Origin of the sequence: Salinimicrobium sediminis (genome assembly GCF_900215295.1) — a bacterium.
GTDB classification, from domain to species: domain Bacteria; phylum Bacteroidota; class Bacteroidia; order Flavobacteriales; family Flavobacteriaceae; genus Salinimicrobium; species Salinimicrobium sediminis.
Genome location: NZ_OCMF01000001.1, coordinates 865,890 through 892,597, shown reverse-complemented (window position 1 = coordinate 892,597; position 26,708 = coordinate 865,890). Strand labels below are relative to the sequence as shown.

Below are 26,708 nucleotides of genomic sequence, written 5' to 3'. Positions count from 1 at the left end.
AACTATTGATTTAACTTCTCAAAAAATGAAAAATTTAATTCTGTTTTTTATGATCCTTTGTTCATTGAAAGTTGGCGCGCAGGAGAAGCCAACGCTTTTTCTGATTGGTGACTCCACAATGTCCGATAAAAAGGATCCCGATAAAAATCCGGAGCACGGTTGGGGACAGATGCTTCCGGAGTTGATGACTTCTGACATAAATATTGAGAATCACGCTGTGAACGGTCGCAGTACCAGGAGTTTTATTGCTGAAGGCCGCTGGGAAAAGGTAAAAGAGCAACTGAAGCCAGGGGATTTTGTTTTTATACAGTTTGGTCACAATGATCAAAAAGTAAACGATCCCGCCAGATATACCAATCCTTTTACACAATACCGGAGCAATCTTGAGAAGTTTGTGAGAGAAACGAGAGAGAAAGGAGCAACACCCGTTCTTTTCAGCTCTATCGTGCGGCGGAATTTCAATGAAAATGAAGTTTTAATAGATACTCATGGGCAGTATCCCCTGGTGGTGAGAATGGTTGCAAATGATATGAATGTACCTTTTATTGATATGCAGTTATTGACAGAACGGCTGGAGATCATGTACGGTCCCCAGGATTCAAAACAGTTGCATTTACACCTCGAGCCGGGGGAAGATCCATACGAGCCCAGGGGAGTAACCGATGATACTCATCTTTCTAAAACAGGTGCGACAATAGTTGCCACCCTGGCACTTCAGGAGACTGCAAGGCAGGATCTGGAATTGAAAAAATATATAAAGAAAGCGGTTATATTTCAGAAGATCCTGGGTGAACCATCGGTTGGTGCGGTGGAATATTCAGAGAAAATTCCCTGGAGAAAAGCGTTGAGACAGGATGAGCAGTGGTATGGAAGTAAAGAGGCTCAAAGGATCGCAGACAATGTGTTGCTTTATCAGCATAACAATGGAGGTTGGTACAAGAACATTGACATGTCCAATGAGCTTACTCCCCAGGAGAAAGAAAAGCTTAGGAAATTAAGTGTAGAAGATGCCGGTACTACAATAGACAATGGAGCCACCCATACGCAGCTGCGGTACCTGGCCAAAGTTTTCAAGGCTACCGGAAAAGAGGAGTATAAAAAGGCATTTTTTAAGGGTATTGATTTTCTGTTGGAGGCGCAGTATCCCAATGGAGGTTGGCCTCAGTTCTATCCGATTAAAAAAGGATATTACGAGCACATTACTTACAACGATGGAGCGATGGTAGGAGTGCTTAGGTTGTTGCGTGACGTAGCAAAAAATGAAGAACCCTACACTTTCGTGGACTCCGAAAGGAAGAGAAAAGCCCGCAGAGCTGTAAACAAAGGTTTGGAAATAATTCTTGCTACCCAGGTGAAAGTTGATGGTAAACTCACGGTGTGGGGTGCGCAGCACGATAAAAAAACTCTTGAACCGGCGAAAGCAAGAGCCTATGAATTAGCCTCTTTAAGTGGTAAGGAAAGTGCCGAAATAGTGAGGTATTTAATGGAAATAGAAAACCCTTCGGAAGAAGTAAAGAGATCCATCCGAAGCGCCATGCAGTGGTTTGAAGATGCCAAGGTCATGGGAAAAAGAGTGGAGTGGATCAAGGGCCCGGAATTACCTGAAGGTCGTGATAGGATCGTGGTTGAAGATCCTGAGGGTGGTCCGCTCTGGGGACGCTTTACCGAAATTGGGACTAATAAAATCATGTTCATAGGACGTGACGGAGTGGTGAAATACAATCTTGATGAAATAGAGCATGAACGGCGCACCAACTACAGCTACATTGATAATTACGCTGAAGATCTCATAAAAGAAGATTATCCCAAATGGCAGCAAAAACATACCTCTCAAAAATGATAAACGGAAAGACATTTTTTAAAGAAGCTGAAGCCAAATGGGAATCCGCCGGAGACGGAATCACCCGGCAAATCACAGGCTATAATACACAGCTGATGATGGTGAAGGTGAAATTCGAAAAAGGCGCAGTGGGTTATGAGCACGAGCATTTCCATTCCCAGGGCACTATCGTGGCTTCAGGAAAGTTTAAGATCAGCATTGATGGCAAAACTGTAATTCTTGAAACCGGCGACGGATTCTTCGTTCCGCCTAATGCTAAACACGGCGCCGTATGCCTTGAGGCAGGCATGTTAATTGACGTTTTCAGTCCCGTGCGTGAGGATTTCCTAAAATAAGAGATATGAAAAAAATTATTCTGTTGTGGGTAGTTCTCTTGGTCGGGGTGAATGCCCAGGCGCAATTATCTGAGCCGGAAAGAAAGGCAGCCACTGAAGAGATCGTGGAGAGGATCCAGCTTCCGGTGATACCCGAATACACGGTTTCCATAATAAAATTTGGAGCTAAGGGAGATTCGGTTTCAAACAATAAACGAGCTTTTGACCGGGCTATGAGCCACCTGAAGAAAAGAAAGGGAGGAACGCTTATAGTTCCGAAGGGAGTGTATACTGTTAATGGTCCAATTCATTTTGTGAACAATGTGAACCTACATCTTGAGGAAGGTGCAAAGATAAGGTTCGGGGATAATCCTAAAGATTATCCTCTGGTCCTTAGCAGTTGGGAAGGGACAATGCTTTACAATTACAGTCCGCTTATCTATGGGAACGAACTTGAAAACATTGCTATTACGGGGAAAGGTACTATTGATGGAGAAGGGGGAGGAGCCTGGGCAGCCTGGAAGAAGCTTGAGGATAAGGATAAACAACTAAGCCGGAAAATGAATCATACAGGAGTTCCTGTGGAGCAAAGAATCTTTGGCAAAGGGCATTACCTGCGCCCGCAGTTGATCCAGTTTGTGAATTCAAAAAATATACTTCTTGAAGATATCACTATAGAAGATTCCCCTTTTTGGTGCGTCCACCTGCTTAAGTCGAAAAGTGCGACGCTGCGGGGATTAAAATTTGATGCGCATAACTTCAATAACGATGGTTTCGACGCCGAATATGCGAGTGATATTTTAATTGAAGAAGTGAAATTTGACAACGGAGATGACAATATCGCTATCAAAGCCGGGAGGGATCATGAGGGGCGGTCCAATTCAGCTACACCTTCAGAAAATATTGTGATTAGAAATAATCTTCTAAAAGGTCTCCACGGAGTGGTGATAGGCAGTGAAATGTCTGCCGGGGTACAGAACATCTACGTAGAGAACAACAAAGCCTGGGGCTATTTAAAAAGAGGGATCTACTTCAAAACTAATCCGGACCGGGGAGGTTATATCAGGAATATATACATTAACGATATAGAACTTCAGAAAGTTGAAGATTGCTTTTACATTACTGCCAACTATCACGGGGAAGGAGAAGGATTTAATTCCAGGATTTCAGATGTTTTTATCACCAATGTGACTTGCGAGGAAGCCACGGGGACTGCAGTGGTTATCCAGGGATTTGAAGAGAGTAAGGTAGAGAATGTAAAACTCACCAACATCAAAGTAAACAAGACCCAAAATGCTACTTCAATAACGAACACCAAAAATGTCATTTTAGACGAGGTAATTATTGGAAAAGAAGCTACAGTTCCTACTTCGGTTTCTGGGAAGCAGTAGAGATCTTTTTTGCGCTATTTCTTCTGTCATAAGAATTCATTGCGGTTTAGTTTTGAAAGGGAGGGAAATGGTTTTAACTTTAGAAGAAACAAATAATAAGCTATGGTCTTTGAACAAAGCTGGAGGTGGTACGGGCCACATGATCCTGTAAATTTACAGGCTATTAAACAGGCAGGTGCCAACGGAGTGGTCACAGCTTTACACCATATCCCGGTGGGGGAGGTGTGGAGTGTGGAAGAGATCGAGAAGAGAAAAGCTCTACTTGTCCAAAGCAATAAAGAAAATGCCTTTCCTCTGCACTGGAATGTGGTAGAGAGTCTCCCGGTGCATGAACACATAAAACAAGGCAAGAAGGATAAAACTGCATTTATAGAGAATTATAAGCAGAGTCTGCGAAATCTTGGCAGGAGCGGCATCACCAGGGTATGCTACAATTTTATGCCGGTTCTTGATTGGTTACGGACGAATGTGCGCTATGAACTGGAAGACGGCGGTACCGCTTTGTTGCACGATTTGGAAGACCTTATCATATTTGATCTTTTTATACTTAAAAGAGAGAATGCCGAAGCCGACTATGATCCTGCTATGGTAGAAAAAGCAAAGAGCAGGTATCCGCAAATGGCCGAAGAAGAACTTGCGAGGCTTAAGGAGAGCTTGTTAATGGCGCTCCCGGGAGATCAAAAAGGTTTTACTCTGGATAAGCTTCGGAAGGGGCTGGAGGATTATAAGGGAATTTCAGCAGAACAGCTCCGGGAGAATCTGGTGAATTTTCTCGAGGAAATAATTCCCGTGGCCGATGAAGCAGGTGTTAATATGGCCATTCATCCTGATGATCCACCATGGCCGGTATTGGGATTGCCCCGAGTGGTAAGTAATATAGGTGATTTGGATTATATTTTCAGGCAGGTGCCGTCCATAGCCAATGGACTCACCTTTTGCAGTGGTAGTTTTGGAGCTTCAGAAAACAATGACCTTCCAGAAATTATTCGAACCTTTTTTGACCGTATTCATTTTGTCCACTTACGATCAGTACAACGGGAAGGAAACTCCAGATTCTATGAAGCGAACCACCTGGAGGGGAATGCAGAGATGTACAAGCTGGTGCGCACTTTCTATGAGTGTCAAAAAGGGCAAAAAAATCGGCCTCTTCCCATGAGACCAGATCACGGGCACCAAATGCTTGACGATCTGGAGAAAACCACCTATCCGGGTTATTCGGCCATTGGAAGGTTGCGTGGCCTCGCAGAACTGCGTGGACTGGAGATGGGAATTATTAGCTCTCTCGGAAATTAAAATAAGACTAAAATGAATAATTTAAAAGATAAAGTAGCAGTTATAACCGGAGGAAATGGCGTGCTGGGAGGTGCAATTGCAATGGGACTGGCCACCGAAGGAGTGAAAGTGGGCATCCTGGGGCGCAGTGAGGAAACTGTACAGATCAGAGTAGAGGAAATAGAGAGGGCCGGCGGAAAAGCTGTGGGTTTGGTTGCAGATGTCCTTGACAAGCTAAAATTAGAGACAGCCAGAGAAGCAATGGAAAAAAAATTCGGAAAGGTAGACATCTTGGTGAATGCTGCTGGTGGGAATATGAAAGGTGCTACCATCAGTCCAGATCAAAGTATCTTTGATCTTAATATTAACGATTTTGACATGGTGAATCAGCTCAATTTCAAGGGGACTGTGCTGCCTACCCTGATATTTTCTAAAAGTATGGTTGAACAAAAGAAGGGTAGTATCATTAATATTTCTTCACTTGCGGCCACAAGAGCACTTACACGGGTAATGGGATATTCGGCCGCAAAGGCTGCAGTAGACAATTTTACGAAATGGCTGGCCGTAGAAATGGCACAAAAATATGGCGACAGGATTCGGGTAAATGCCATTGCCCCCGGATTTTTTATTGGAGAGCAAAACCGGGATCTTTTATTAAATGAAGATGGCAGTCTAACCTCTCGTGGTGAAACGATTGTAAAGCAAACTCCTATGAATCGCTTTGGCAAGCCCGAAGAACTTCAGGGAGCGGCAAACTGGCTGGCGGGAGATGCTTCATCTTTCGTTACCGGCACTGTTATAGCGGTTGATGGAGGTTTTGGAGCTTTTAGCGGAGTATAAAAAGGGAAAAAATGGGCAGACTAGGAAAGTATTCTTTTGGAGTGGGAGACAGGTTTGGAAAAGAAGGCACGGCACAGTTGAAAGCTATCTTAAAACTTAGACAGGAGGGAGTGGAGGTGACGCCGGTGTGGAATAAGTCACACCGGGAGCATAAAACCGTTGGGACCAGCCCGGAGAGTCTCAGAAAAGAAGCCGATAGAGCAGTGAAGACTGTGGGTTTTCAGGGAGCTTATTTTGTTGATGCCGATCATATCAATTTCAACACGGTAGATCCTTTTCTGGAGGTGAGTAATTTTTTTACGATAGATGTGGCCGAATTCATTGGAAAGAAGGCACCTGCCTCTGAAGAGGAGAATTTTCTAACCTATTTCAGAGAATATTCAGGGGAATTGAAAATTCCGGGTATAGACCATAAGATGCAAATTTCAAAAACCCATCTTTGGGAAATGCTGGATAACTTTCTGCTGGCAGCTAAGAATGCCGGAGAGGTTTACTCCTATATCGCCGGCAAAAAAAAGGAAAATATACATATTGAAGTTTCGATAGATGAGGTAGAACATCCTCAGTCTCCCGTGGAACTTTTCTTCATTCTTGCCGCTCTATCTCATTATGGAGTACCTGTAAACACCATTGCACCAAAATTCACCGGAAGCTTCAACAAAGGAGTGGATTACGTTGGCGATATTTCTCAATTTGAAAAGGAATTTGAGGAAGATCTGTTGGTGCTGAGATTTGCTGTTGCGCAATTTGATCTTCCGAAGAATCTTAAAATAAGTGTTCATACCGGCAGCGATAAATTTTCCATTTATCGGGTGATCAACAAGCTTATAAAAAAACACAATTCTGGTTTGCACCTCAAAACCGCCGGCACCACCTGGTTAGAAGAACTGATAGGTCTGGCGGAAAGTGAAGGAGAAGGTTTTGACTTCAGTATAGACTTATATAGAGAGGCATTGGACCGCTATGAGGAACTGACGAAAGGTTACAAGTCAGTTCTAGCGATAGATAAAACAAAACTGCCGGCTCCGGAAGATTTCTCCTCCGGAAGGGAGTTTGCAGCTGCCCTACGTCATGATTCCGCTTCAGGTGATTATAACCCTCACTTTAGACAACTGCTTCATACTGCATATAAAATAGCAGCAGAAAAAGAAGGTGAGTTTTTCCCACTTTTAGAGAGGTACAGAGAAAAGATTGAGGAGAATGTGACAGATAACTTGTATAGAAAACATTTGAAGCCACTCTATTCCCGGTTCCAATTCATTTCTTGAGGTCATATTGAATTTTTCTTTCCCTGACAATTATCATATATAGAGCTGAGGCCTTTCGCTATGTTTGTTATGACATAACGGAATTGACATGGTCAGCATTGAAGAGGCTTTAAAGTCAGTCATTGAAAACAGCAGAGAACTTTCAAGGGAGGTTACTTTGCCTGTTGAAAATTCGCAAAATGAAATTTTGTTCCGGGATGTTCTTTCTCCAATTAATATGCCTCCCTTCAGGCAGGCGGCCATGGACGGTTATGCTCTCAACCTATGTGAAGACGAGTCATATTCCCTGATAGCTGAAGTAAAGGCCGGAGATCATCATCAGCCCGTTTTGAGCAAGGGAGAAGCTCTTCGTATTTTCACGGGCGCTCCCGTTCCTAATTCGGCCAATGTGGTGGTGATGCAGGAAAAAGTCAAGGTACAGGACGAGGTGATTATCGTCGAAAACGAAGCTGTTCCGGGAGAAAATATCCGGCCAATAGGAGAGCAGGTTAAAAAAGGAGAGGTAGCTCTTAAGAGAGGCACTAAATTAACCCCTGCCGCTATAGGTTACTTAAGCTCTTTGGGAATTACGGAAGTTGCTGTTAATAAAAAACCTTCGGTTGCAATAGTAACAACAGGCAATGAGCTTATCGAAGCCGGAAAATCCCTAACCTTCGGAAAGATTTATGAGAGCAACTCTGTTATGCTCAAAAGTGCACTGCTCGATCTTGGCTTCAGGGATGTTAGGGTTTATAAAATTCAGGACAATTTTAATGAGACCTATAACAGCTTAAAAAATATTATTGCTGAAAATGGGGTGGTAATAATCAGCGGCGGAATATCTGTTGGAGATTATGACTTTGTTGGGAAGACACTCAGGGAATTGGATATTGAGCAAATCTTTTATAAAGTAAATCAAAAACCCGGAAAGCCTCTTTTCTTCGGAAAAAATGAGAACACACTGCTGTTTGCACTTCCGGGGAACCCTGCGGCCGCTTTGACCTGCTTTTACATCTATGTATATGCCTCCCTGCAAAAAATGACAGGACAGGATAAAGCCCTGATGAAAGTAATGGCCGAGTCGAAGTCTTATTTTATTAAAAATGGTGATCGGCCTCAGTTTTTAAAAGCACTATACAAGGATGGAGGTGTTTCTATTTTAGAAGGGCAAAGCTCGGCCATGCTACAAACTTTTGCCGTGGCAAATGCCCTCATCAAGATGCCGGGAGAATGGACAGAGATAAGAGTGGGCGATATTGTTGAGGTGATATTGCTACCCTTTTAAATGGAGGTAAATGAAATATAAAATCAAAAGCAGGATTTGGATTGAACTGGATGGCAGGGAATTTTTAGGAGAAGGAAAGATCCGGTTATTGAAAGCCATTGATGAGACCGGCTCCTTGTCAAAAGCAGCCAGATCGCTGGATATTTCCTATAAAAAGGCATGGAATCTCATTGATGCGGTTAACAAGACCACTCCAAAACCTGTCACCATCAACAGCATTGGCGGCAAGGGTGGCGGAGGAACAGAACTTACTGCCTATGGTAAATCCTTGGTGGGTGTTTTTGATGACATGAATAGAAAATGCTGGAATTTTTTGGACATCCAGCTTGAAAAAATCAAGAGTTTGTAAATGATGTTACAACCAGAGAACATATATCTATTTCTGCTGGCACTACCCGTGGTTTCTTTCATGTATTCCAGTGTAGGTCATGGAGGTGCCAGTGGGTATCTGGCCTTGATGGCATTGTTTTCTTTTGCTCCCGAAACCATGAAGCCAACTGCCCTTTTGCTTAACTTATTTGTGGCGGGCATTGCTTTTTTCTATTACTATAAGGAAGGTTACTTTAACCGGAAATTATTTATCTCATTTGCGATCACCTCTATCCCACTCGCTTTTTTGGGAGGGACAATAGAGGTCGACGCTTCTGTGTACAAAAAAGTGCTGGCGCTTTTATTGGTGTTTGCCGTCCTGAAACTGCTGAATGTTTTTGGGAAAGAAGTTGAGGTCATTAAAAAGGTAAAATTGTGGCAGGGCCTGGTGGTTGGTGGGATCATAGGCTTTTTTTCCGGGCTCATAGGTATTGGCGGGGGTATAGTTTTGACACCTATTATTCTATTGTTGCACTGGGGAAAAATGAAAGAAGCAGCTGCGGTTTCAGCTTTATTTATCTGGGTGAATTCCGCTTCAGGTTTGATCGGACAGTGGACTACAGGAGTTACTTTAAGCAGAGAATCTTTGATGTTAGTCGGTATTGCACTCATAGGAGGTTTTCTGGGGGCCTATTTTGGAAGTAAAAAATTCAATAACCGGCGGCTGAGCTATATCCTGGCGGTAGTACTTGTCATTGCCTCGGTAAAATTGTTTACTACGTAATATGATCGAAAAGAAGGACATAACGGGTATCATTCTGGCCGGAGGAAAAAGTTCCCGCATGGGAACGGACAAAGGCCTGATCAATCTCAACGGAAGGCTGTTCGTTCAATACAGTATTTCTGCAGTTGAACCCCTGGTTACTGAAACTTTCATTATCTCCGGTAATCCCGCTTATGATGTCCTAAAGTTGGGAAGATTTGAAGATATCATTCCAAATGCAGGTCCTTTGGCCGGAATTCTCACCGGATTAAGCAGGTCTAAAACCGTTTATAATCTGGTGCTGAGTTGTGATGTACCATTGATCAAAACCAAAGTTCTTGAACTATTGATCTATGCCCAGGACGGTACTTTTGATGTGGTTCAGCTCGTAAGCAATGGAAGAAGTATGCCCCTGATTGCCTTATACCACAAACGGTGTAAACTGATTTTTCATGAACTTCTAAAAACTGATGAACGGCGACTACATGTGGCTCTCGATCATTGCAGGGTAAAAAATGTGGAGTTGGATCCTGAAAAGGATGTTTTCACCTCAAATATTAATACTCCGGGAGAATTAAAGTCTATTGCCCATGGAATTAAAAATTAAATATTTCGGACTGCTCGCAGAAGTGACCGGATGTGAGGAAGAAAGCATCTTTTTCTCAGGGAATTCTATTTCAGAATTGCTGGAAACGCTTTACACGAGCTATTCCGGATTAAAGGATAAAGACTTTCAGGTAGCCCAGAATATGGAATTGGTGTCTCCTGAAGATAAAATTACCAATACCAATATAGTGTTGCTACCTCCTTTCGCCGGAGGTTAAAAAAAAATGGATAGATACAACCGACATATTATACTGTCTGAAATCGGCCCGAAAGGTCAGGAGAAACTTGCTGCTGCAAGGGTGCTGGTTGTTGGCGCCGGCGGATTGGGGTGTCCTGTGCTGCAATATTTGGCGGCTGCCGGGGTAGGTACTATTGGTATAATTGACAATGATGTGGTAGAAGAATCGAATCTTCAGCGTCAAATTCTATTTGGTTCGGCTTCGCTGGGACAAAATAAAGCTGTGGCGGCCAAAGATCGGTTAAACGATCTCAACAACACGATTCAGATAAACGCATATCCGGAGAAACTGACGTTTCATAATGCGATGGAATTGTTCAGAGAATATGATATAATAGTCGATGGGACCGATAATTTTGAAGCGCGTTATTTGATTAATGATGCCTCTGTTTTGAGCAATAAACCGGTTGTTTTTGGCGCTATCCACAAGTTCCAGGGGCAGGTGTCGGTATTTAATTATAATAATGGCCCCACCTACAGGTGTGTTTTTCCCAATAAACCTGGTAAACATAGTGTTCCTAATTGTTCTGAAGTTGGGGTTTTAGGAGTTCTACCGGGAATCATTGGAACCCTGCTGGCAAATGAAGTGCTCAAGGTCATTCTTGGCCTTGGAAAGGTACTTTCAGGGAAACTTCTTTGTTATGATGCCCTTTCAAGCCAGGTTACCACCATAAATGTAAAGAGGAAGGAAGTTAAAATTCAGAAGGTGCTTCAGGATAAAAAGATATTCCAGAAACGCATTTTAGGAACCACACGTAAAGTTGATTTTACAGAGGTCTCTCTTAAAGAGGTTATGGAAAAACAAGACCTTCAGCTTATTGATGTAAGGGAGCTTCATGAGCAGCCAAAAGTCGATGATCACCGGGTCCTAAGAATTCCATTAAGCCGGATAGAACAACATCTTGATGAGATAAGTGATCGCAAGATAAAAGCAATCTTCTGCCAGTCAGGTATTAGAAGCAAACAGGCGGTTTCTGTATTACACAACCTTCAGGTAAACAACTGCTTCAGTTTAAAGGAAGGCGCTTCAGAAATAAACAGGGTCATAAAAGAATCATTTAATCGGGTAACAAATGAGTGACAGGGAGATTAAAAATGTGTTTGTACAGGGAGCGATTTCAGCTGAATTCATAGCTCGGTCTATTGTCAAACATCAGAGTAAAAATCAGATCGGTGCCCATAATATCTTTTTAGGGCAGGTAAGGGCAGACGTTGTGGATGAGAAAACCGTCAAAGCAATAGAATACACGGCCTATCAAGAGATGGCCAACCGGAAGTTCCATGAAATTAGGGAAGCAGCTTTTGAAAAGTTTGATCTTACCTGCATGCATATTTATCACAGTCTGGGGCTGGTGAAAGCAGGAGAGATCTGCCTGTTCGTATTTGTGTCGTCACCACGGCGCAAAACCATATTTGAGGCGCTGGAATTTGTTGTGGAAGAAATTAAAGCAAAGGTGCCCGTTTTTGGAAAGGAAATTTTTGAAGACAGTACCCATCAGTGGAAAGTAAATACTTAAGAAATGGTTGATATCACACATAAAAGTACAACCTTGAGAACAGCAGTTGCACAGGCCATTGTAAAAGTGAGCAAGGAGGAAACTATAGCAGCTATTAAGAATGATACCGTTCCCAAGGGGAATGTGTTTGCAATGAGTAAAGCAGCAGGCTTGTTAGGAGTCAAAAGGACCCCCGACATTCTGCCCGATTGTCATCCCATTCCCATTGAATTTACAAGTGTGGAATATGACATCAACGGATTGGAAATTTCTGTATTGTTTACGGTGAAGACCATTTATAAAACAGGTGTAGAAGTAGAGGCAATGCATGGAGCAAGTGTGGTGGCGCTCAATATGTACGATATGCTGAAACCAATTGACAAGGGAATAGAAATCCTTCAGATAAAGTTGCTTGAGAAGAAAGGCGGGAAATCTGATTTTACGGACCGCTTCAGGAAAGATCTTTCCGCCGCTGTGATCGTTTGCTCAGATAGTATTTCCGCAGGAGAAAAAGAGGACAGGGCAGGGAAGGCAATTAAAGGAATACTACAGGACTGCAATGTCAATGTGGTTCATTATATCATCATCCCGGATGAGAAAGACATGATCCGGGAAAAAGCGAGGATTTTCCAGGAACAGGGAATGGATCTGATCATCTATACCGGAGGGACCGGCTTATCAAAACGCGACGTAACACCCGAAGCGCTTGAACCTTTATTAGATCGTCGTATACCGGGCATAGAAGAGGCTATTCGCAGTTACGGGCAAGACAGAACTCCTTTTTCCATGCTTTCAAGGAGTATTGCCGGTACTATTAAGAACACATTAGTCCTGGGATTGCCGGGTTCAACCAACGGAGCTAAAGAATCTATGGAAGCTATTTTCCCGTCGGTGTTACATATTTTCAGAATATTAAAGGGTGCAAGACACGATTAAATGATAAATCACGATCATATCCTACAGGATCCCCACGGCAGAGAGCATCGCTATCTGCGCATTTCCCTGGTGGAACGCTGCAACTTGCGATGTTTTTATTGTATGCCTGCAGAAGGCATACCGCTCACTCCCAAAAGTGATATAATGACCTATGAGGAGATCTTTCAAATAGCGAAGATTTTTGTAGATCATGGTGTTACCAAAATCAGGCTAACGGGGGGAGAACCATTGATAAGAAAGGATTTTTCCTCTGTTCTGGAGAAACTGGCCTCATTACCTGTGGAATTATCTATAACCACCAATGCCGTGATCATTGATAAGTTTGTTGATACTCTTAAATTACACAGGGTTAACAACATCAACGTAAGTTTGGATTCACTGCAGAGAGAGAAATTTCATAAAATAACGCTGCGAGACCAGTTTGATACTGTTTATGAAAACATACTGCTCCTGATACAAAAAGGTTTCAACGTGAAGTTAAATGCTGTGCTGATGCGGGGAGTGAATGACGATGAAATTCTTGATTTCATTAATCTCACCAAAGACTTACCGGTTTCTGTCCGTTTTATAGAGTTCATGCCTTTTGATGGCAATAAATGGAAAATGGACCAAATGGTTTCTCTTAAAGAAGTAATGGACAAGGTAAAAATCGCTTTTACAGAGGATGAGATCGAAAGATTACAGGATGCGCCGAATGATACGGCAAGGAATTTCAGGATAAGAGGATATAAAGGCAGTTTTGCTGTAATAAGCTCGGTAACCAATCCTTTTTGCGATTCCTGTAACAGGTTACGACTCACCGCCAACGGTTACTTGAAAAACTGCCTGTTTTCTACTACTGAATCCAATTTATTAAGCACACTTCGTAAAGGCGGTCCAATTGAGCCTATCATTCAAAGGGCGGTTCAGAGTAAATTCAGAATCCGTGGAGGAATGGATACGCTGGAGAAACTGCAGGAACCGAAATTGCATAACCAGAACAGGAGTATGACCACCATTGGGGGATAATTTATCCTTCAGGCAAAATGCAGGCGTCGGATATCTTTTTCAACACCGGTTGTAATCCCAGTTCCAGAGTTTGTTTCATTACTTTGGAATTATCCTTATGACATTGAAGACAGGCACCAATGAACAGCATCCTTTTCTGTTCTTCTACATTAAAGGGCCTGAAATTAGTCCGGGTAGAGTTCACCACACCCTTTTCAACATCTTTTAAAAATGGAATCCACGCATCTTCAGGTAAATTGTCATTGCTGTTAAGAGCGTATTCCGGAATAAAAATCCAGGAGCCTTTATTACTTTTAATTTTGTATTCCAGGGATCCCATGCCATATCCCAGGGTGGCCGAATTGGAGTGGCAGGATTTACAATCTCTCACTTCCTTGGTTGTGGTGTGAGGGGAATTAGGCGCGTAAAGCCTGTGAAAAGAAATATCTTCCCCGGGTCTGCCCTTATAACTTCCTTTATCTATGGTTAAGATCATTCCGGGAATGGCAGGTTCAATAACATTTTTGCCCCCATGTTCCCGAACTCCGAGGGCGGACTGTGAGGATGAGAATTCTGCCACATATTCTTCCCATTGTCCAGTCACATATTTCTTGTCGAGCAGGTCGAAGGCCTTTGGTTTGTCTTTGTCAAATTCGTTGTGACAGCCAATACACCGGGAGGTCCAGGAAGAATGGCAGGAACTACAGCTTACGTTCTTATGGCTCTCTCTTGAGCACTCTGCTGCCTGTGGCTTTAAGGGATGGACTTTCCTATTGTTCTTACTAATTAAATAGGCGTTTCCGGTTGAGTCCACATAGGTGTTTACTAATGGATGTCCATCTTCTTTGACTGCTATAATTTTTTTATCTGAATGTTTATAATCGCGATGTAAAAAGACCAAAAGGCTTTCCCTATCCAACGAATCATAGGGTATGGTATTCGGTTTTTCTTTAAAGTGGCAATCGCTGCAATTCAGGGTGACAGCATCTTCCTGATGTAAATACTTTACACCTGTACCCATCACCTCATGTGAGGAGTGACAGTCAATACACAGCAGGCCTTTTGTATGATGTACATCTTCTTCTAAATGTTTGTACACACGTTTGTCCTGTAATACCGAATACTCTTTTTTATTTCCAATTTCTTTCTCATCCAGCAAGGTTTCCTGAAGACCTATATAATTGGTAGAGATCCTGCTGGAACGGCTATGGCAACCAAAGCAATGGGTGTCATTAACAAATATGTCTGTTGAAGGATGAAACCCGGGTAATTCCTTTTTGCCCGATGCGAGATATTTTTCCAAATCAGATTTTGCTTCATCAGAATAATTCAGATGACAGGCGATACAACCTCCACCTCTGCTTAGCTGGTTTATTTCCCCGTATTCTGCTTTTTCTGCCCCTAAATGACAGTTTGCACATAGATCCCGAATGTGTTTATCTGCAGCAGAATATTGTATATCCTTGATATGATAGTGATAGTTGGGGCTGTCTGCTTCCCCAAATACAAACTTGTCAACAGCAACCAACCCGCTATTGGTGGTCATTAAAGAGTTATTAATTTTTTTCAATTCTTCAGAATGGCATTTTCCACAGGTCATCTCAGCATCGGCCAGGTTTCCGGGAATTAAGATCATGCCTTTATGAGCTTTGGTTTTATCTAAAGAAGAAATGTCTCCTAAATGACAACTTGAGCACCCTATAAGTTGTGGATTGTGATAACTGGAATATCCGGTTGTATTCTGATGGCATTGCAAACAGGATTCTGTGTTACCAACTTCTATTTTTGAGTATTGAATTTCGGTCGGAGTAGAGGTATTGGAGAAATCATAATTTCTTATAAAAAATAGTATCACAATTAGCAAAAGTCCGGTAGAAAGGACTCCAACCTCGAAGTATTTCTTTTTCATTTTTTAACCACTTAATCAAAATTACGACATTTTAAAATGTCCATGGAAACAAAGGATCGGGATAATGGTTTTAACATTTTATATGTAACAATAGTCACATATAAAATACTGTAAACATGATCTTTGTCATGCTATACACCTCAAATTCAAAATAAGTTTATCCTTTCTAAAGATTTAGACTTATGACCACTTCAAGACGAAAATTCATAAAAATTTCTGCCTTAGGTTTAGGAGGTTTGGCAACCACTTCGGGTGCGTTTAACCTGTTTGGGATGAATCCTTTTTTTGAGAAAACCGTAAAGGAAAGTATAGCCAGAAAATTCGTTAGATCTGCTACTTATTGTGAAGTATGTTTTTGGAAATGTGCAGGGTGGGTATATACAGATGAAGAAGGTGAAATCACAAAAATTATCGGGAATGATGATGATACACACTGCAACGGCAGACTCTGTCCAAGAGGAACTGGTGGTGTGGGAATGTATACCGATGAGGATCGCCTTAAAACTCCTTTAATAAGAACAACTATTAATGGAGAAGAAACTTTTAGAGAAGCAAGTTGGGAGGAAGCTCTTGATCTGGTTGCCTCAAAGTTTCAAACAATCAAAGAACAGTATGGGCCCGAATCTTTTGCACTTCTTAAACACGGATCTCCGGGAAGTCATTTAGAACATCTGTTCAAGGCTTATGGGTCTGACACCATTGCCGAACCTGCGTATGCCCAGTGTAGAGGCCCGAGAGAAACAGGATTTGGATTAACTTTTGGATCCTGGGTGGGATCTCCCGAACCCACAGATATTAGAGACACTAAATGCCTGGTGCTGATAGGTTCCCATATTGGAGAGAATATGCACAATTCCCAGGTTCAGGAAATGTCTGATGCCATTGATAAGGGAGCAAAAATTATTACAGTAGATCCAAGGTTCTCTACTGCTGCCAGTAAATCTGACCACTGGTTAGCTATTAAGCCTGCAACAGACATGGCTCTATTACTGTCATGGATGCATGTGTTGATCGAAGAAGGCCTGTACAATAAGAAATACGTTGAGAAATACACTACAGGCTTTGATCAGTTAAAGGCTCACGTAAGAACTAACACTCCAGAGTGGGCCTATGGGATTACAGGAATAAAGCCGGAAGAAATCAGAAAAACAGCACGTATAATGGCAGCTGCTGCCCCTGCCGTTATTGTTCATCCGGGAAGACATGTAACATGGTATGGAGATGATTCCCAAAGAGGCCGTGCTGTAGCAATCCTAAATGGACTTCTGGGAAGCTGGGGGAACAGAGGAGGTTTTTACTTTAAAGAAAGCCTCAAAGTTCCTTCTTACCCTCATCCGGAATATCCCAAGCCAAGATGGGGTTGGGAAGAAATTGGAGAAAAATATCCTTTCGCTCAAATGGGAATAACTTCTGAAGTAGTGAAGGCGACCATAGAAAGTGAAGGCAATGAGCATCCGGTGAAAGCCTGGATGGTCGCGGGAACAAATCTTATCCAAACGCTGCCGCAAAGAGATAAGACCATTGATGCTATTAATGCTCTCGACTTTCTCGTGGTAATGGATACAATGCCAATGGAAATCACCGGCTATGCCGATGTGGTTCTGCCGGAATGCACCTACCTGGAACGCTACGACGGAATACGATCTGCTACAAACAGGACCCCCTCAATTGCTGTTAGAATTCCTGCTGTAAAGCCTAAATACGATTCTAAACCTGCGTGGTGGATAAGTAAACAGATAGGGGAGCGCCTTGGTTTAGGTGAATTTTTCAACTACGATGATTATGAAGAAGTGATTGAATGGCAATTAAATAAACTGGGAACATCTTTAGAGGAAATGAAAAAAATAGGAGTAAAGAATTTCGATCGAACTTCAGGGCCTCTGTATCTGCAAGAAGATCAGGATTATCATTTTTTTACTCCCAGTGGCAAAATAGAATTCTATTCACAGCAATTAGCTAATAAGGGCTTCGATCCTATTCCTGTATATACAAAACATCCGGAACCGCCTCAGGGCTTTTACAGATTGAATTACGGAAGGTCACCAATGCACACCTTTAGTAGAACAATAAATAACCCGCATCTAAGTGACCTGAAAGCTGAAAATACACTTTGGGTAAATCCTAAAGCAGCCAGAATATTAAAGTTAAAAAAAGACCAGGAAGTTTGGTTAAAGAACCAGGATGGCATTGCCTCTACTTTCCCGATAAAGGTAAGAATAACCGAAAGAATCAGGTGGGATTCGGTTTATATGTACCACGGTTTTGGACATAATGAGAAAAAACTCTCCAGAGCCTTCGGGAAAGGTGTAAGTGATACAGAAATGATTTCACAAACAGCCGTTGATCCATTAATGGGGGGAACAGGGCTTAGAGGCAATTTCGTTTCTATTTTAACTGAAAATCCACATAAAAAAGCAGAAATATGAGATATGCTATGGTAATAGACACTCTAAAATGTGTTGGGTGTAGCGATTGTGTTGTGGCCTGTCAAACGGAAAATAATGTACCACATGGATTTTGCAGGGACTGGATTACAGAAGCTGTAAGTGGAACATATCCAAATTTAGAGTTAGAATTAAGATCAGAAAGATGTAATCATTGTGATACTGCTCCATGTGTTCGATGTTGTCCAACCGGAGCAAGTCACGTAGTTGAGGGAGGTATTGTACTCGTAACAGCTGATGAGTGTATTGGTTGTGGAGCCTGTATTCAATCCTGTCCCTATGATGCCCGATATCAACATCCGGATGGACATGTGGACAAATGTACCTTTTGCCATCATAGATTGGAAAAGGGCCAGCTGCCTGCCTGTGTTTCGGTGTGTCCTACAAAATGCATGTATTTTGGAGATGTGGATAATCCAAACAGCGAGGTTTCAAACCTACTAAAGAATAGAAAGTACAAAACCCTGGCGCCTGAGGCAGGAACTAATCCTCACGTTTTCTACCTAATCTAAATGGTTAAAGTTATGCAAGAAGAATTATTTACAAGTGGTCGGAATATTCCAAACATAGATCCTTCTTTAGAAGTATGGCATTGGCCCATTGCCCTCTATTTATTTCTGGGTGGATTAGCTGCAGGTATCCTGTTTTTTGCGGCCTTGTTTTACGTGTTGGGTAAGGATAAAGAGTATCCTGCAGCTGTTAAAAAGGCCTCTATTATTCCCCCAATAGCTTTGTCAATAGGATTATTGGCTCTTGTGTACGATTTGACTCATCCGCTTTATACATGGCAGTTGTACACTTCGTTCAGAATTGAATCCCCTATGTCCTGGGGCGCGTGGGTCCTTATGATTGTAACGCCTCTTTCTTTCCTCTGGTTGTTTGGTTATTACAGAGAAGCGTATGCCGGGGTAGAGTCTAAACTAAAGCTGTTTAAGCGGTTAAGATTTCTTAATAACCTGGAGAGGTTTGTAATAGCAAACCGGAGGAATATTGCTTATGTATTGATTCCGTTGGCTTTAGTATTGGGAGTGTATACCGGTATTTTACTATCAGCTTTTAATGCACGACCCCTTTGGAACAATGCGATACTGGGACCCTTATTTTTGACTTCAGGACTTTCAACAGGAGCCGCTGCAATCATTCTCTTATCAAAAAATGTAAAAGAAAAACATCTTTTCGGGAAGATAGATTTGGGGTTGATCATTATTGAACTTGCCCTAATTGCGCACATGATCATGGGTTATTACGCCGGTTCGCAGGTGCAGCTCGAGGCTGTTCAACTACTGGTAGGAGGGGAATTTACCTTAATGTTCTTTGGTTTTGTTGTACTGCTGGGTTTGCTGGTTCCGGCAACATTAGAATTAATAGAACTTGTAGGGTATAGGGTACCTGTTATAGTGCCCGCAATTCTTGTGATTATCGGCGGACTTGTTTTCAGGTTTGTAATGATAGAAGCGGGCCAGTTAACCCGATATCTCTACTAAAAATCTTCGATTATGAATACAAATAAAAATAGCAACAGACACGTCTACTGGAATCCTTATTTCGGCGGATTCTTACTGGGGCTTATAATCATTTTCACCTTCTATCTCACAGGAAGGGGATTAGGGGCAAGTGGTGCCATGAAAAGCAGTGTTGTGGCGCTGGTAGATGGAGTAGCCCCCACACATGCTCGAACTAATGCATATTACAGTCTTTTCCTAAGCGATGAGGACACGCCATTAAATACCTGGTTAGTCTTTGAAGCTTTGGGAATTTTGATAGGTGCCTTTATATCAGGTGGGTTAGCAGGTCGAATTAGATGGCGCGTTCAGCATTCCCCTAAAATTACAAGTAGGCGTAGACTTGGTTTTGCTCTCGGTGGTGGAATATTATTCGGTCTTGGCGCTCAAATAGCCCGTGGATGTACCAGCGGTGCCGCTCTTAGCGGTATGGCAGTATTATCTGTTGGGGGCTTCATAACCATGTTAGCCATTTTCGGTTCTGCTTATGCCGTGGCCTACTTCTTTAGAAAGAATTGGATTTAACTTTAAAAATGAAATTATGGGACCAATAATTCCTAATGGTTTGATTCCTATCGAATGGGATAGCATTATTGCAATTTTTATTGGAATTTGTTTTGGATTTGTTCTGGAATCTTCAGGATTTTCCTCCTCAAGAAAGCTAGCCGGCGTCTTTTACGGTTATGACTTTGCCGTGCTGAAAGTTTTCTTTACAGCTGCAGTGGTATCAGTGATAGGGATTTACTATATGGATTACCTCGGGTATCTAGATATCCGCCAGCTATATGTGCACCCCACCTTTTTATGGGGAGCAATCATTGGTGGAGTAATCATGGGAGTGGGATTTGTTGCCGGAGGATTCTGTCCGGGAACCAGCCTGTGTGCCGTAGCAATTGGTAAACTTGATGCGTGGGTGTATGTTCTGGGAATTATGGTGGGGGTGCTACTTTTTTCTGAATTTTTCACCTTCATCGAACCTATTTATGATGGTTATTTCCTTGGAAATATAACATTGATGGATTCCTTTGACTGGAATCCTTACTGGGTCATTTTTATATTCTCAATAATAGCTGTTGTTGCTTTTGCCCTTGCTGATGTAGTAAGGAAACGAGTCAAAAAAGTATTTTACTAAACTAAGAACATTATGATGGTTAAAAAGAAACTGGCAAGATTTTTATCTTTTAGATATGTGCTTTTGGCATTGATCTTACTTATCCTGGCTGGAGGACTAGTGATGTTGCCAAAGGTGGAAAAGCAGGAAGGGATCCATGCTGAGCAACTACTGAATAAAGCTATTAGCACTGAAAGATATGTTTCAACAGATGAACTTTCCGATAAAATAATTAGTCAGGACCCATCTTTCATTTTAGTTGACGTGAGGGATCCCCAAAGCTTTAATGAGTATTCACTCCCCAATGCAGTCAATATTCCTCTCAGGAACTTACTGGATGAAGAATACGAAGCTTATATAAATCAAACCCAGTATGATGTTATATTTTACTCAAATGATAATTTTTATGCCGATCAGGCCTGGGTACTGGGGAACCGACTGGGATATCAAAATCTTCGGGTCCTGAAGGGAGGCATAAATGAGTGGTACAACAGCATTATTAATCCCACAGTTCCTAACGAACAACTTGCTGCTGAAGATTTTGAACTCTATTCTACCAGAAAAGCAGCGAGTATGTTTTTTGGAGTAATGTATCCGGAACAAAACAGGGTTGAAGAGCCTGTTATAGAAAAACCTGCTGCACGAAAGGTAGTTCCGGTCAAAAAGAAAAAGAAAAGACCTGTGGAAGGAGGGTGCTAATTCAAATATTATTTCAAAAAATTCATCATGAAAGAATTAGAAAAAGTTAAACGTATATCCATTTCCTCAACTCTGTTCATTTTGGCGGTTCTGGTGGGTGTTTTGGCGTATGAACGCCCGGAAAATATGTATGCCAGGAATACAAAGAGTACTCTTGAAGACCTCACCCGTCTCAATTACATCATACCTATGGATAAGTTAGACAGTCCAGATGTTGTTTTGGTGGATATTAGAAGACCATATGATTTTGAACAGGGGCATTTAGAAAATGCAATTAATATTCCCGCTGCAGAAATTTTAAGAGAAGAAAACAAAAAAATTTTCCGGAAATTAAAAGACTCAAATAAACTGGCAGTGCTGTACGGAAACAAAATAGAAGAAGCGAACATACCTTTTCTTTTGCTCTACCAGTTAGGTTATGATAATGTCAAATTGCTGAGTGTAAATAACAAGTATTTGCACAACAGCCTTATTACGGAATCAGCCGATGTTGAAAAACCTGTAGCAAATATTCGGGCATTTATAGATGAATCGGTCAGGAATGCAACTAAAAAAGAAGAAGTTAAAAAACCGGCAGTGATTCCGAAAAAAGTTATCCCTGTCAAAAAGAAAAAGAAGTTACCTGTAGAAGGAGGCTGTTAGACCCTACTTTTCACCTCCAGGCAATTAATCACTAATTAATCCTTTTTTCTAATTGTAAATACTGTTGCTTTCTATCGCCGGTTCTCTTCAGAACCGGCTTTTTTGTTTTCTATACCGGCAGTCTGTCTTCATTAAAACTTGAGGTGCAGAAAAGGGCTCTGGAGTAGCTGTGAGGGAATATTTAATAAGATTATGAACAGTGCGACCCGCCAGGTAAAAAACAGGAACTGTAATGTTTGTATAGGTAGAGGTCGAAAACCTGATTAAGAAAAATAGATTAAGTTCTCTGTTTGACGGAAAGTCCTTTAAGGAACCGTTAATATTGAAAAATCGGGAGATTCTCGATTTTTAGAGAGAATAAGTTTGGAGGCAATTCCTCTGATTTTTTTATATGAGATACTTAAAGGTCAAATGAAAATTCTTTGAAAAATGACCAGTAATTTTCCTTTATGTGTGACTTTGGTTGCATTTGAATGCCTGCATTTTACCTACCTTTCAATGTAAAATATAGGCATTGGAGCTTCCAATGAGATACTATCCAACCTAGCACGGTAAGAGTATTAGTAAGGTGTAATTGAAGAGAGGGTAGAGGAAAATGGGAAAATTTATATAAAGGAAATGGCCTGATTAATTTTAATGGACTACTTGCTTCTGAAGAATCAGGAATTCTTCTAAACATAATACATCCATTTAAATAAGGGGCATTGATAGTTGATAGGAACCGGGTGATCATACATCCGGTTTTTTTTATTTAAAACCAGGTCTCTGTAAGGCCGGATATGAATAAAATCGGAATCGGGGAGAACGGCGGCCTTGTAAAAGGATTTAGAATGGAAGGAAAATTCGGGGAGCCTGATCTGTATTTTGCAATCTTTTTCCTTTGAAGTTACAGAGCCTTATCAAATAGTTCCAATACCTTAACTTTGTTCCTGGTGGAATATATTTTTCCCTCGTCATGTAGTTTCTGAAGAATCCTGGTGACCACAACCCGGGAAGAATTGAGGTCTGAAGCGATGTTTTGATGTGTGATGCCTAAATCGATATCCTTTGCTATCTTGACTTTGTCTGTCAGATATTTCCAAATGCGGTTGCTCAAAGTAAGGAAGGCGAGTGAATCTATGGAATCGACCATTTCAAGGAGCCTAAAATGGTAACTATCAATAATAAAATGGCGCCAGGATTTATATTTGACCAACCATTCATCAACAGAATTAACCGGAATAAAAACGGCTTCAACATCAGATTCTGTAGTTCCTCTAAAAATGCTTTTTTTCTTATTGATACAGTTCGCAAAAGAAATAGCGCAGGTGTGACCGGGTTCTAAGTAGAATAAGGTCAGTTCATAACCCTCTTTGTCCTGTCTAATAATCTTTACTACTCCATTCAGTATCAATGGTATGTGAGTCAATTCGTCACCTATATCTATCAGGAGGTCTCCGCTTTTTATCTTTTTCATGAACCCGACTTCAAGAATTTCCTGAAGTAAGGCATCTTCAAAAATTTCGGAATATTGATGATAAAGTTTTCTTTTTAAAATGAGGCTTTTATCCATTTTAGCGGGCGTTGTTATACAAATTTAATGAATAAACCCTTCCGTAGAATACAGAAGGGTTCATTGCTTTAAAAAAATCTAATTAAAAACGAATCTGAACCTGGGTGAGTAATGCATCATTATCTACGTTAACAACAGTCTCAATATTAGCCAGATAGTTGACCTGGAAACGGACATTATCATTGACAAAATAGTTAAAGCCAACCGTCATTCTCTCTGTATATCCGAGGTTATCCTTGATGTTTATATCCGGATCGAAAAATTCATATTTAAATACGGGCTGGAACTTTTGGGTGACACTATAGGCTGCGAGAAGGTAAGCACCATCTCTTTCCTCGCCAAGGGCTACTGGAGTTGCACCACAACCACCTCCTGCACCTGCAAAATAGGCTCCTTCGTCATAGATATATTCTCCCTGAAGATAAAAATTACCAAGTTCAAACATAAAATCGCCCCCGTAAGAGGTTCTGTCGTCTTCATTATTGTTTGGAATGGGATACCCATATCTAAAACTGGCACCAACAGTAAAACTCCTGAAAATCTTATAAGAGGCCCTACCCATCACATCCTTTTTCACGTTATCGTCTTTTACCCCCAGCCCGCGTCCATTCATAAGTGCAACAGCATAATTAAGCCTGTTAAACTTATTTCCTCCAAAAATTGCTAAACCAAAATCACGTTGAGGTGCTACCAACTGGTCGGCAACAATGGATCTCTCAATAGTTGGTAAGCTGTTACAGGGAGTTGAAACGTCTAAACTAAAAGGTTGTTTAAAGGAACCCAAAGAAATTCTCGCCCAGTTGTTGGCTTCATAAGTAACAAAGGCATCCATAAGATAGGCATCTCCGGTGCTTCCAATAAAGGGACTGGTTTCCAGCATAAAATAATAGGAAAAATCTTCGAATACTTTACCCCTCACGCCAATGCGTGCTCTTTTAAATCGAAAGGTGTTTTCCTGATCTCCTCCTGTAAAAAAGTAGTCGTATTGTGGTTGAAGATATCCAAAAACGTTGATTGTAGGTCCGCTTAGGGAATCTTTTGACGACCCCGGGTCGTCGACTTCACATCCCTGGGAGAACATTGAACCCCAACATAAGACAATAGTTAAAACCAGCAATATATTTATCTTGCTTTTCATTTTGATGATTTATTAATTCATTAGTTACTAACTACCGGGAGATTTTTTGGATGTGAGTCTCCTAGCCATTGATTCGATTTAAATGCAGGATTCGAATTGTAAAGTCCATTTATTCCGAACTTGAGGCTGGCCGCATTGTATCCAAGGACTCTGAGAGTCGCGCTAATTACAGCTGAGGTTTGGCCTGTGTAACAGTAGGTTACCAGCGTATTAGCTTCGGGGTCCAGAGCTTTATAGGTGCCATCTGCCAAAGTAAATGGCAAGATCCTGTATGCGGAAGTGATATGTCCGAATCCTGTATAGTCGGCCTCGCTGAAATAGTTATTGATAAAATATCCTCCCGGATTGTTTAGAACATCGCCTCCATTAACCCCTTTGAAACCTTCTGCCACTACAGCTTCCACACGCTGCTTTAGAATAGCTTCACCATCGGTAAGAGTGGATGTAATAACAGGGTCATCGAAACTAATATTTGCGGGAGCACTGCCGTAGGACCAATTGGTACTGTTCTTTGCTATATCACTAATGCTACTATTCCAGGGTCCTGCATTCGCGGAATTCCAGCCAGACATTCCCCACTTTAAGGCTCTTGTCTTAGGGTATCCGTAGAGCCGTAATAAGGCTGTTGCATAGCAGGCGGTTTGTCCCGTATAACAAACCACAAGGATAGGTTTGGTAGTCGTGGCAGCTACCGTTAGTATGTCTTTAAAAGCCACGTTGTTTGCTCCACTAATGTGAGATGTTAAGAAGTCGGCACTGCTCCTTATATCCATGATATAGTAGGTGTTCAGGAAGGCAGCCAGGTCACCTTCAGCAGGTGCTCCTACCACAAATGATTGGCCATCGGGGTTGGTTATAATTTGATTGATGTCACGATTGTTTTGAACCATGTAATTTTTCATAAGTTCAAATGCAGGGGTGGTGACCACCTGACTGTCCTCCAACTCGTCACCTCTGTCACACGAGGTGAGAAAAAGAGTTGGAAGTAAAAGGAAGCCGATAAGAAATACTGATATTTTTTTCATGATGGAAATATTGGTTGATTTATTCAATTACAGGAAACATGTTAATTTCCTTTGAGCTGAAAGCGTCCCGGCCATTCTTTTTAAGAAGATTATTCATAAAAGCATTCTCCCCATAGGCAATATTGCCTGCATCATATCCAAGTACATTAAGATATGCCACTAAATAGGCGGCTTCCTGGCCGGTAGTAGTATAAACAGCCACTTTTTTATCTTTTGGAAGGGTCAAAAGATCGGTGTTGGACAAAAGAGAAGTGTCTTCATAAAGAACGGCTCCCGGAATGTGGCCAAGGCTGTAATCACTTGTTTTTGCATAGTTAACGATGAAAAACTCTTCCGGTTTCTCAAAAACATCTTCAGATTTAATGATGAAGTCGCTATAAGGAATTGCAAAAAGGCTTTCTAATCTTTGGTCAAGAATTTCTTTACCCTCTAATTTTCCTGTTGTTAATACCGGAGAAGTACCGGAAGAAGGTTTTGAATTTAAGGTAGTCTCCAATTTATCTTCAAAAGAACTCTTTGCATTTTTTAACCAGGTGTCAGCGAAATCTTCTCTCCACGAACCCATACCCCATTTCATACTGTACACGTTGTCGTATCCAGCCATTCTCAATAAAGCAGAATAGTATGAAGCAGATTGGCCTGAATAGCACACGAGGATAATTTTTTCATAATCTGCGGGATTAATGGTAGCCTTGAAATAACTGAGTAGCTCTTCAGCAGGAACATTCACGGCATCTTTTATATGGCCATATTCAAACCAGCTATCTGTCCTGATATCAATAATATGGTATGACTCATTTTTCAAATTTTTTTTAACCTCTTCTGCAGGGATAATGGGGAAGTTTCCTTTGACAAAATCCACTCTTCCTTCAAGAAACTCTACAAGAGTTTTAAACTCATCGGGCGGATCTAAATTGGGTTTGGTATTATTACTATAAATACTACCAAGGGTTCCGATTGACACAAAAACAAGCATCAAAAAATATTTCAACTGTTTCATGATAAATAATTTTAATTGTTCGATTAATATTGTTATTACAATACAAAGTTACACCCGGAAAAATTTCACTTTTGATGACTTTCGTCATGTTTATCTAATACATAATCAGTTAATTGTGTAACAATTGTTACATTTCATTAACAGATTTATTTTGTAACTGAA

27 protein-coding genes are annotated in these 26,708 nt (G+C 41.4%); 22 read left to right on the top strand and 5 right to left on the bottom strand.

Annotated features, from left to right (window positions below; translation table 11 throughout):
• The first annotated feature begins 25 nt into the window (after positions 1-25).
• The 15 genes from pelA (at position 26) to moaA (ending at position 13,545) form a co-directional block, all read left to right on the top strand.
• On the top strand, positions 26-1,840 hold the full coding sequence (gene pelA, locus CRO16_RS16410; protein ID WP_097055051.1) for a pectate lyase: 1,815 nt from the start codon (positions 26-28) through the stop codon (positions 1,838-1,840).
• Positions 1,837-2,175, top strand: coding sequence for a cupin domain-containing protein (locus tag CRO16_RS04110; protein WP_097055050.1), 339 nt, complete (start codon positions 1,837-1,839; stop codon positions 2,173-2,175). Before pelA ends, CRO16_RS04110 begins: the two co-directional genes overlap by 4 nt.
• A 5-nt stretch (positions 2,176-2,180) precedes the next feature.
• Positions 2,181-3,545, top strand: coding sequence for a glycoside hydrolase family 28 protein (locus CRO16_RS04105; RefSeq protein ID WP_097055049.1), 1,365 nt, complete (start codon positions 2,181-2,183; stop codon positions 3,543-3,545).
• A 102-nt stretch (positions 3,546-3,647) separates the two neighbouring features.
• Entirely contained in the window at positions 3,648-4,838 is a 1,191-nt protein-coding gene (gene uxuA, locus CRO16_RS04100) for a mannonate dehydratase (protein ID WP_097055048.1), read from the top strand.
• 12 nt (positions 4,839-4,850) lie between these two features.
• Complete coding sequence (locus tag CRO16_RS04095; protein ID WP_097055047.1) at positions 4,851-5,657, top strand: SDR family oxidoreductase; 807 nt, start codon at positions 4,851-4,853, stop codon at positions 5,655-5,657.
• An 11-nt stretch (positions 5,658-5,668) separates the two neighbouring features.
• On the top strand, positions 5,669-6,925 hold the full coding sequence (locus tag CRO16_RS04090) for a tagaturonate epimerase family protein (protein ID WP_097055046.1): 1,257 nt from the start codon (positions 5,669-5,671) through the stop codon (positions 6,923-6,925).
• Between the two features lie 88 nt (positions 6,926-7,013).
• Positions 7,014-8,189, top strand: a complete 1,176-nt coding sequence (locus tag CRO16_RS04085; RefSeq protein ID WP_097055045.1) for a molybdopterin molybdotransferase MoeA — start codon at positions 7,014-7,016, stop codon at positions 8,187-8,189.
• Positions 8,190-8,199: 10 nt separating this feature from the next.
• Entirely contained in the window at positions 8,200-8,538 is a 339-nt protein-coding gene (locus CRO16_RS04080) for a winged helix-turn-helix domain-containing protein (RefSeq protein ID WP_097055044.1), read from the top strand.
• Positions 8,539-9,282 carry a sulfite exporter TauE/SafE family protein gene (locus tag CRO16_RS04075; protein WP_097055043.1) on the top strand — a complete coding sequence of 248 codons (744 nt, stop codon included), beginning with the start codon at positions 8,539-8,541 and terminating at the stop codon, positions 9,280-9,282.
• Position 9,283: 1 nt separating this feature from the next.
• On the top strand, positions 9,284-9,868 hold the full coding sequence (gene mobA / locus CRO16_RS04070) for a molybdenum cofactor guanylyltransferase (protein ID WP_097055042.1): 585 nt from the start codon (positions 9,284-9,286) through the stop codon (positions 9,866-9,868).
• Positions 9,852-10,085 (top strand): MoaD/ThiS family protein, encoded by a 234-nt coding sequence (locus CRO16_RS04065; protein ID WP_097055041.1) that lies wholly within the window; start codon positions 9,852-9,854, stop codon positions 10,083-10,085. The genes mobA and CRO16_RS04065 overlap by 17 nt, the downstream gene beginning before the upstream one ends.
• 6 nt (positions 10,086-10,091) lie before the next feature.
• Positions 10,092-11,186, top strand: a complete 1,095-nt coding sequence (gene moeB, locus CRO16_RS04060) for a HesA/MoeB/ThiF family protein (RefSeq protein ID WP_097055040.1) — start codon at positions 10,092-10,094, stop codon at positions 11,184-11,186.
• Positions 11,179-11,622: a molybdenum cofactor biosynthesis protein MoaE gene (locus CRO16_RS04055; protein ID WP_179670482.1), complete on the top strand. Its 444-nt coding sequence runs from the start codon at positions 11,179-11,181 to the stop codon at positions 11,620-11,622. The genes moeB and CRO16_RS04055 overlap by 8 nt, the downstream gene beginning before the upstream one ends.
• 3 nt (positions 11,623-11,625) lie before the next feature.
• Positions 11,626-12,537, top strand: a complete 912-nt coding sequence (moaCB, locus tag CRO16_RS04050; RefSeq protein WP_097055039.1) for a bifunctional molybdenum cofactor biosynthesis protein MoaC/MoaB — start codon at positions 11,626-11,628, stop codon at positions 12,535-12,537.
• Entirely contained in the window at positions 12,538-13,545 is a 1,008-nt protein-coding gene (gene moaA, locus CRO16_RS04045; RefSeq protein ID WP_097055038.1) for a GTP 3',8-cyclase MoaA, read from the top strand. It begins immediately after the preceding gene.
• Position 13,546: 1 nt separating this feature from the next.
• On the opposite strand, the gene CRO16_RS04040 is transcribed toward moaA, so the two are convergent.
• Positions 13,547-15,433, bottom strand: coding sequence for a hypothetical protein (locus CRO16_RS04040; protein ID WP_097055037.1), 1,887 nt, complete (start codon positions 15,431-15,433; stop codon positions 13,547-13,549).
• A gap of 182 nt (positions 15,434-15,615) precedes the next feature.
• Here CRO16_RS04040 and CRO16_RS04035 point away from each other — a divergent pair, with 182 nt between their 5' ends.
• Genes CRO16_RS04035 through CRO16_RS04005 form a run of 7 tightly spaced genes read left to right on the top strand, consistent with a single transcriptional unit; the run spans position 15,616 to position 21,831 of the window.
• Positions 15,616-17,859: a molybdopterin-containing oxidoreductase family protein gene (locus tag CRO16_RS04035; RefSeq protein ID WP_097055036.1), complete on the top strand. Its 2,244-nt coding sequence runs from the start codon at positions 15,616-15,618 to the stop codon at positions 17,857-17,859.
• Positions 17,856-18,389: a 4Fe-4S dicluster domain-containing protein gene (locus CRO16_RS04030; RefSeq protein WP_097055035.1), complete on the top strand. Its 534-nt coding sequence runs from the start codon at positions 17,856-17,858 to the stop codon at positions 18,387-18,389. The genes CRO16_RS04035 and CRO16_RS04030 overlap by 4 nt, the downstream gene beginning before the upstream one ends.
• Positions 18,390-18,401: 12 nt before the next feature.
• Positions 18,402-19,361: an NrfD/PsrC family molybdoenzyme membrane anchor subunit gene (nrfD, locus tag CRO16_RS04025; RefSeq protein WP_097055776.1), complete on the top strand. Its 960-nt coding sequence runs from the start codon at positions 18,402-18,404 to the stop codon at positions 19,359-19,361.
• A 12-nt stretch (positions 19,362-19,373) separates the two neighbouring features.
• Complete coding sequence (locus CRO16_RS04020; protein ID WP_097055034.1) at positions 19,374-19,904, top strand: YeeE/YedE thiosulfate transporter family protein; 531 nt, start codon at positions 19,374-19,376, stop codon at positions 19,902-19,904.
• Positions 19,905-19,920: 16 nt separating this feature from the next.
• Positions 19,921-20,511 (top strand): YeeE/YedE thiosulfate transporter family protein, encoded by a 591-nt coding sequence (locus tag CRO16_RS04015; protein ID WP_097055775.1) that lies wholly within the window; start codon positions 19,921-19,923, stop codon positions 20,509-20,511.
• A gap of 12 nt (positions 20,512-20,523) precedes the next feature.
• A complete protein-coding gene (locus CRO16_RS04010; RefSeq protein WP_097055033.1) occupies positions 20,524-21,189 on the top strand; it encodes a rhodanese-like domain-containing protein in 666 nt (221 codons plus the stop codon).
• 27 nt (positions 21,190-21,216) lie between these two features.
• Positions 21,217-21,831 carry a rhodanese-like domain-containing protein gene (locus CRO16_RS04005; protein ID WP_097055032.1) on the top strand — a complete coding sequence of 205 codons (615 nt, stop codon included), beginning with the start codon at positions 21,217-21,219 and terminating at the stop codon, positions 21,829-21,831.
• Positions 21,832-22,717: 886 nt separating this feature from the next.
• Here CRO16_RS04005 and CRO16_RS04000 read toward each other — a convergent pair.
• The 4 genes from CRO16_RS04000 to CRO16_RS03985 all read right to left on the bottom strand — a co-directional run bounded on the left by CRO16_RS04000 (position 22,718) and on the right by CRO16_RS03985 (position 26,546).
• Complete coding sequence (locus CRO16_RS04000) at positions 22,718-23,383, bottom strand: Crp/Fnr family transcriptional regulator (RefSeq protein WP_097055031.1); 666 nt, start codon at positions 23,381-23,383, stop codon at positions 22,718-22,720.
• Positions 23,384-23,465: 82 nt separating this feature from the next.
• Positions 23,466-24,521 carry a porin gene (locus CRO16_RS03995; RefSeq protein WP_097055030.1) on the bottom strand — a complete coding sequence of 352 codons (1,056 nt, stop codon included), beginning with the start codon at positions 24,519-24,521 and terminating at the stop codon, positions 23,466-23,468.
• A gap of 20 nt (positions 24,522-24,541) precedes the next feature.
• Positions 24,542-25,546, bottom strand: coding sequence for a rhodanese-like domain-containing protein (locus tag CRO16_RS03990; RefSeq protein ID WP_143544412.1), 1,005 nt, complete (start codon positions 25,544-25,546; stop codon positions 24,542-24,544).
• 19 nt (positions 25,547-25,565) lie between these two features.
• Positions 25,566-26,546: a rhodanese-like domain-containing protein gene (locus tag CRO16_RS03985; RefSeq protein WP_097055028.1), complete on the bottom strand. Its 981-nt coding sequence runs from the start codon at positions 26,544-26,546 to the stop codon at positions 25,566-25,568.
• Positions 26,547-26,708: the final 162 nt, after the last annotated feature.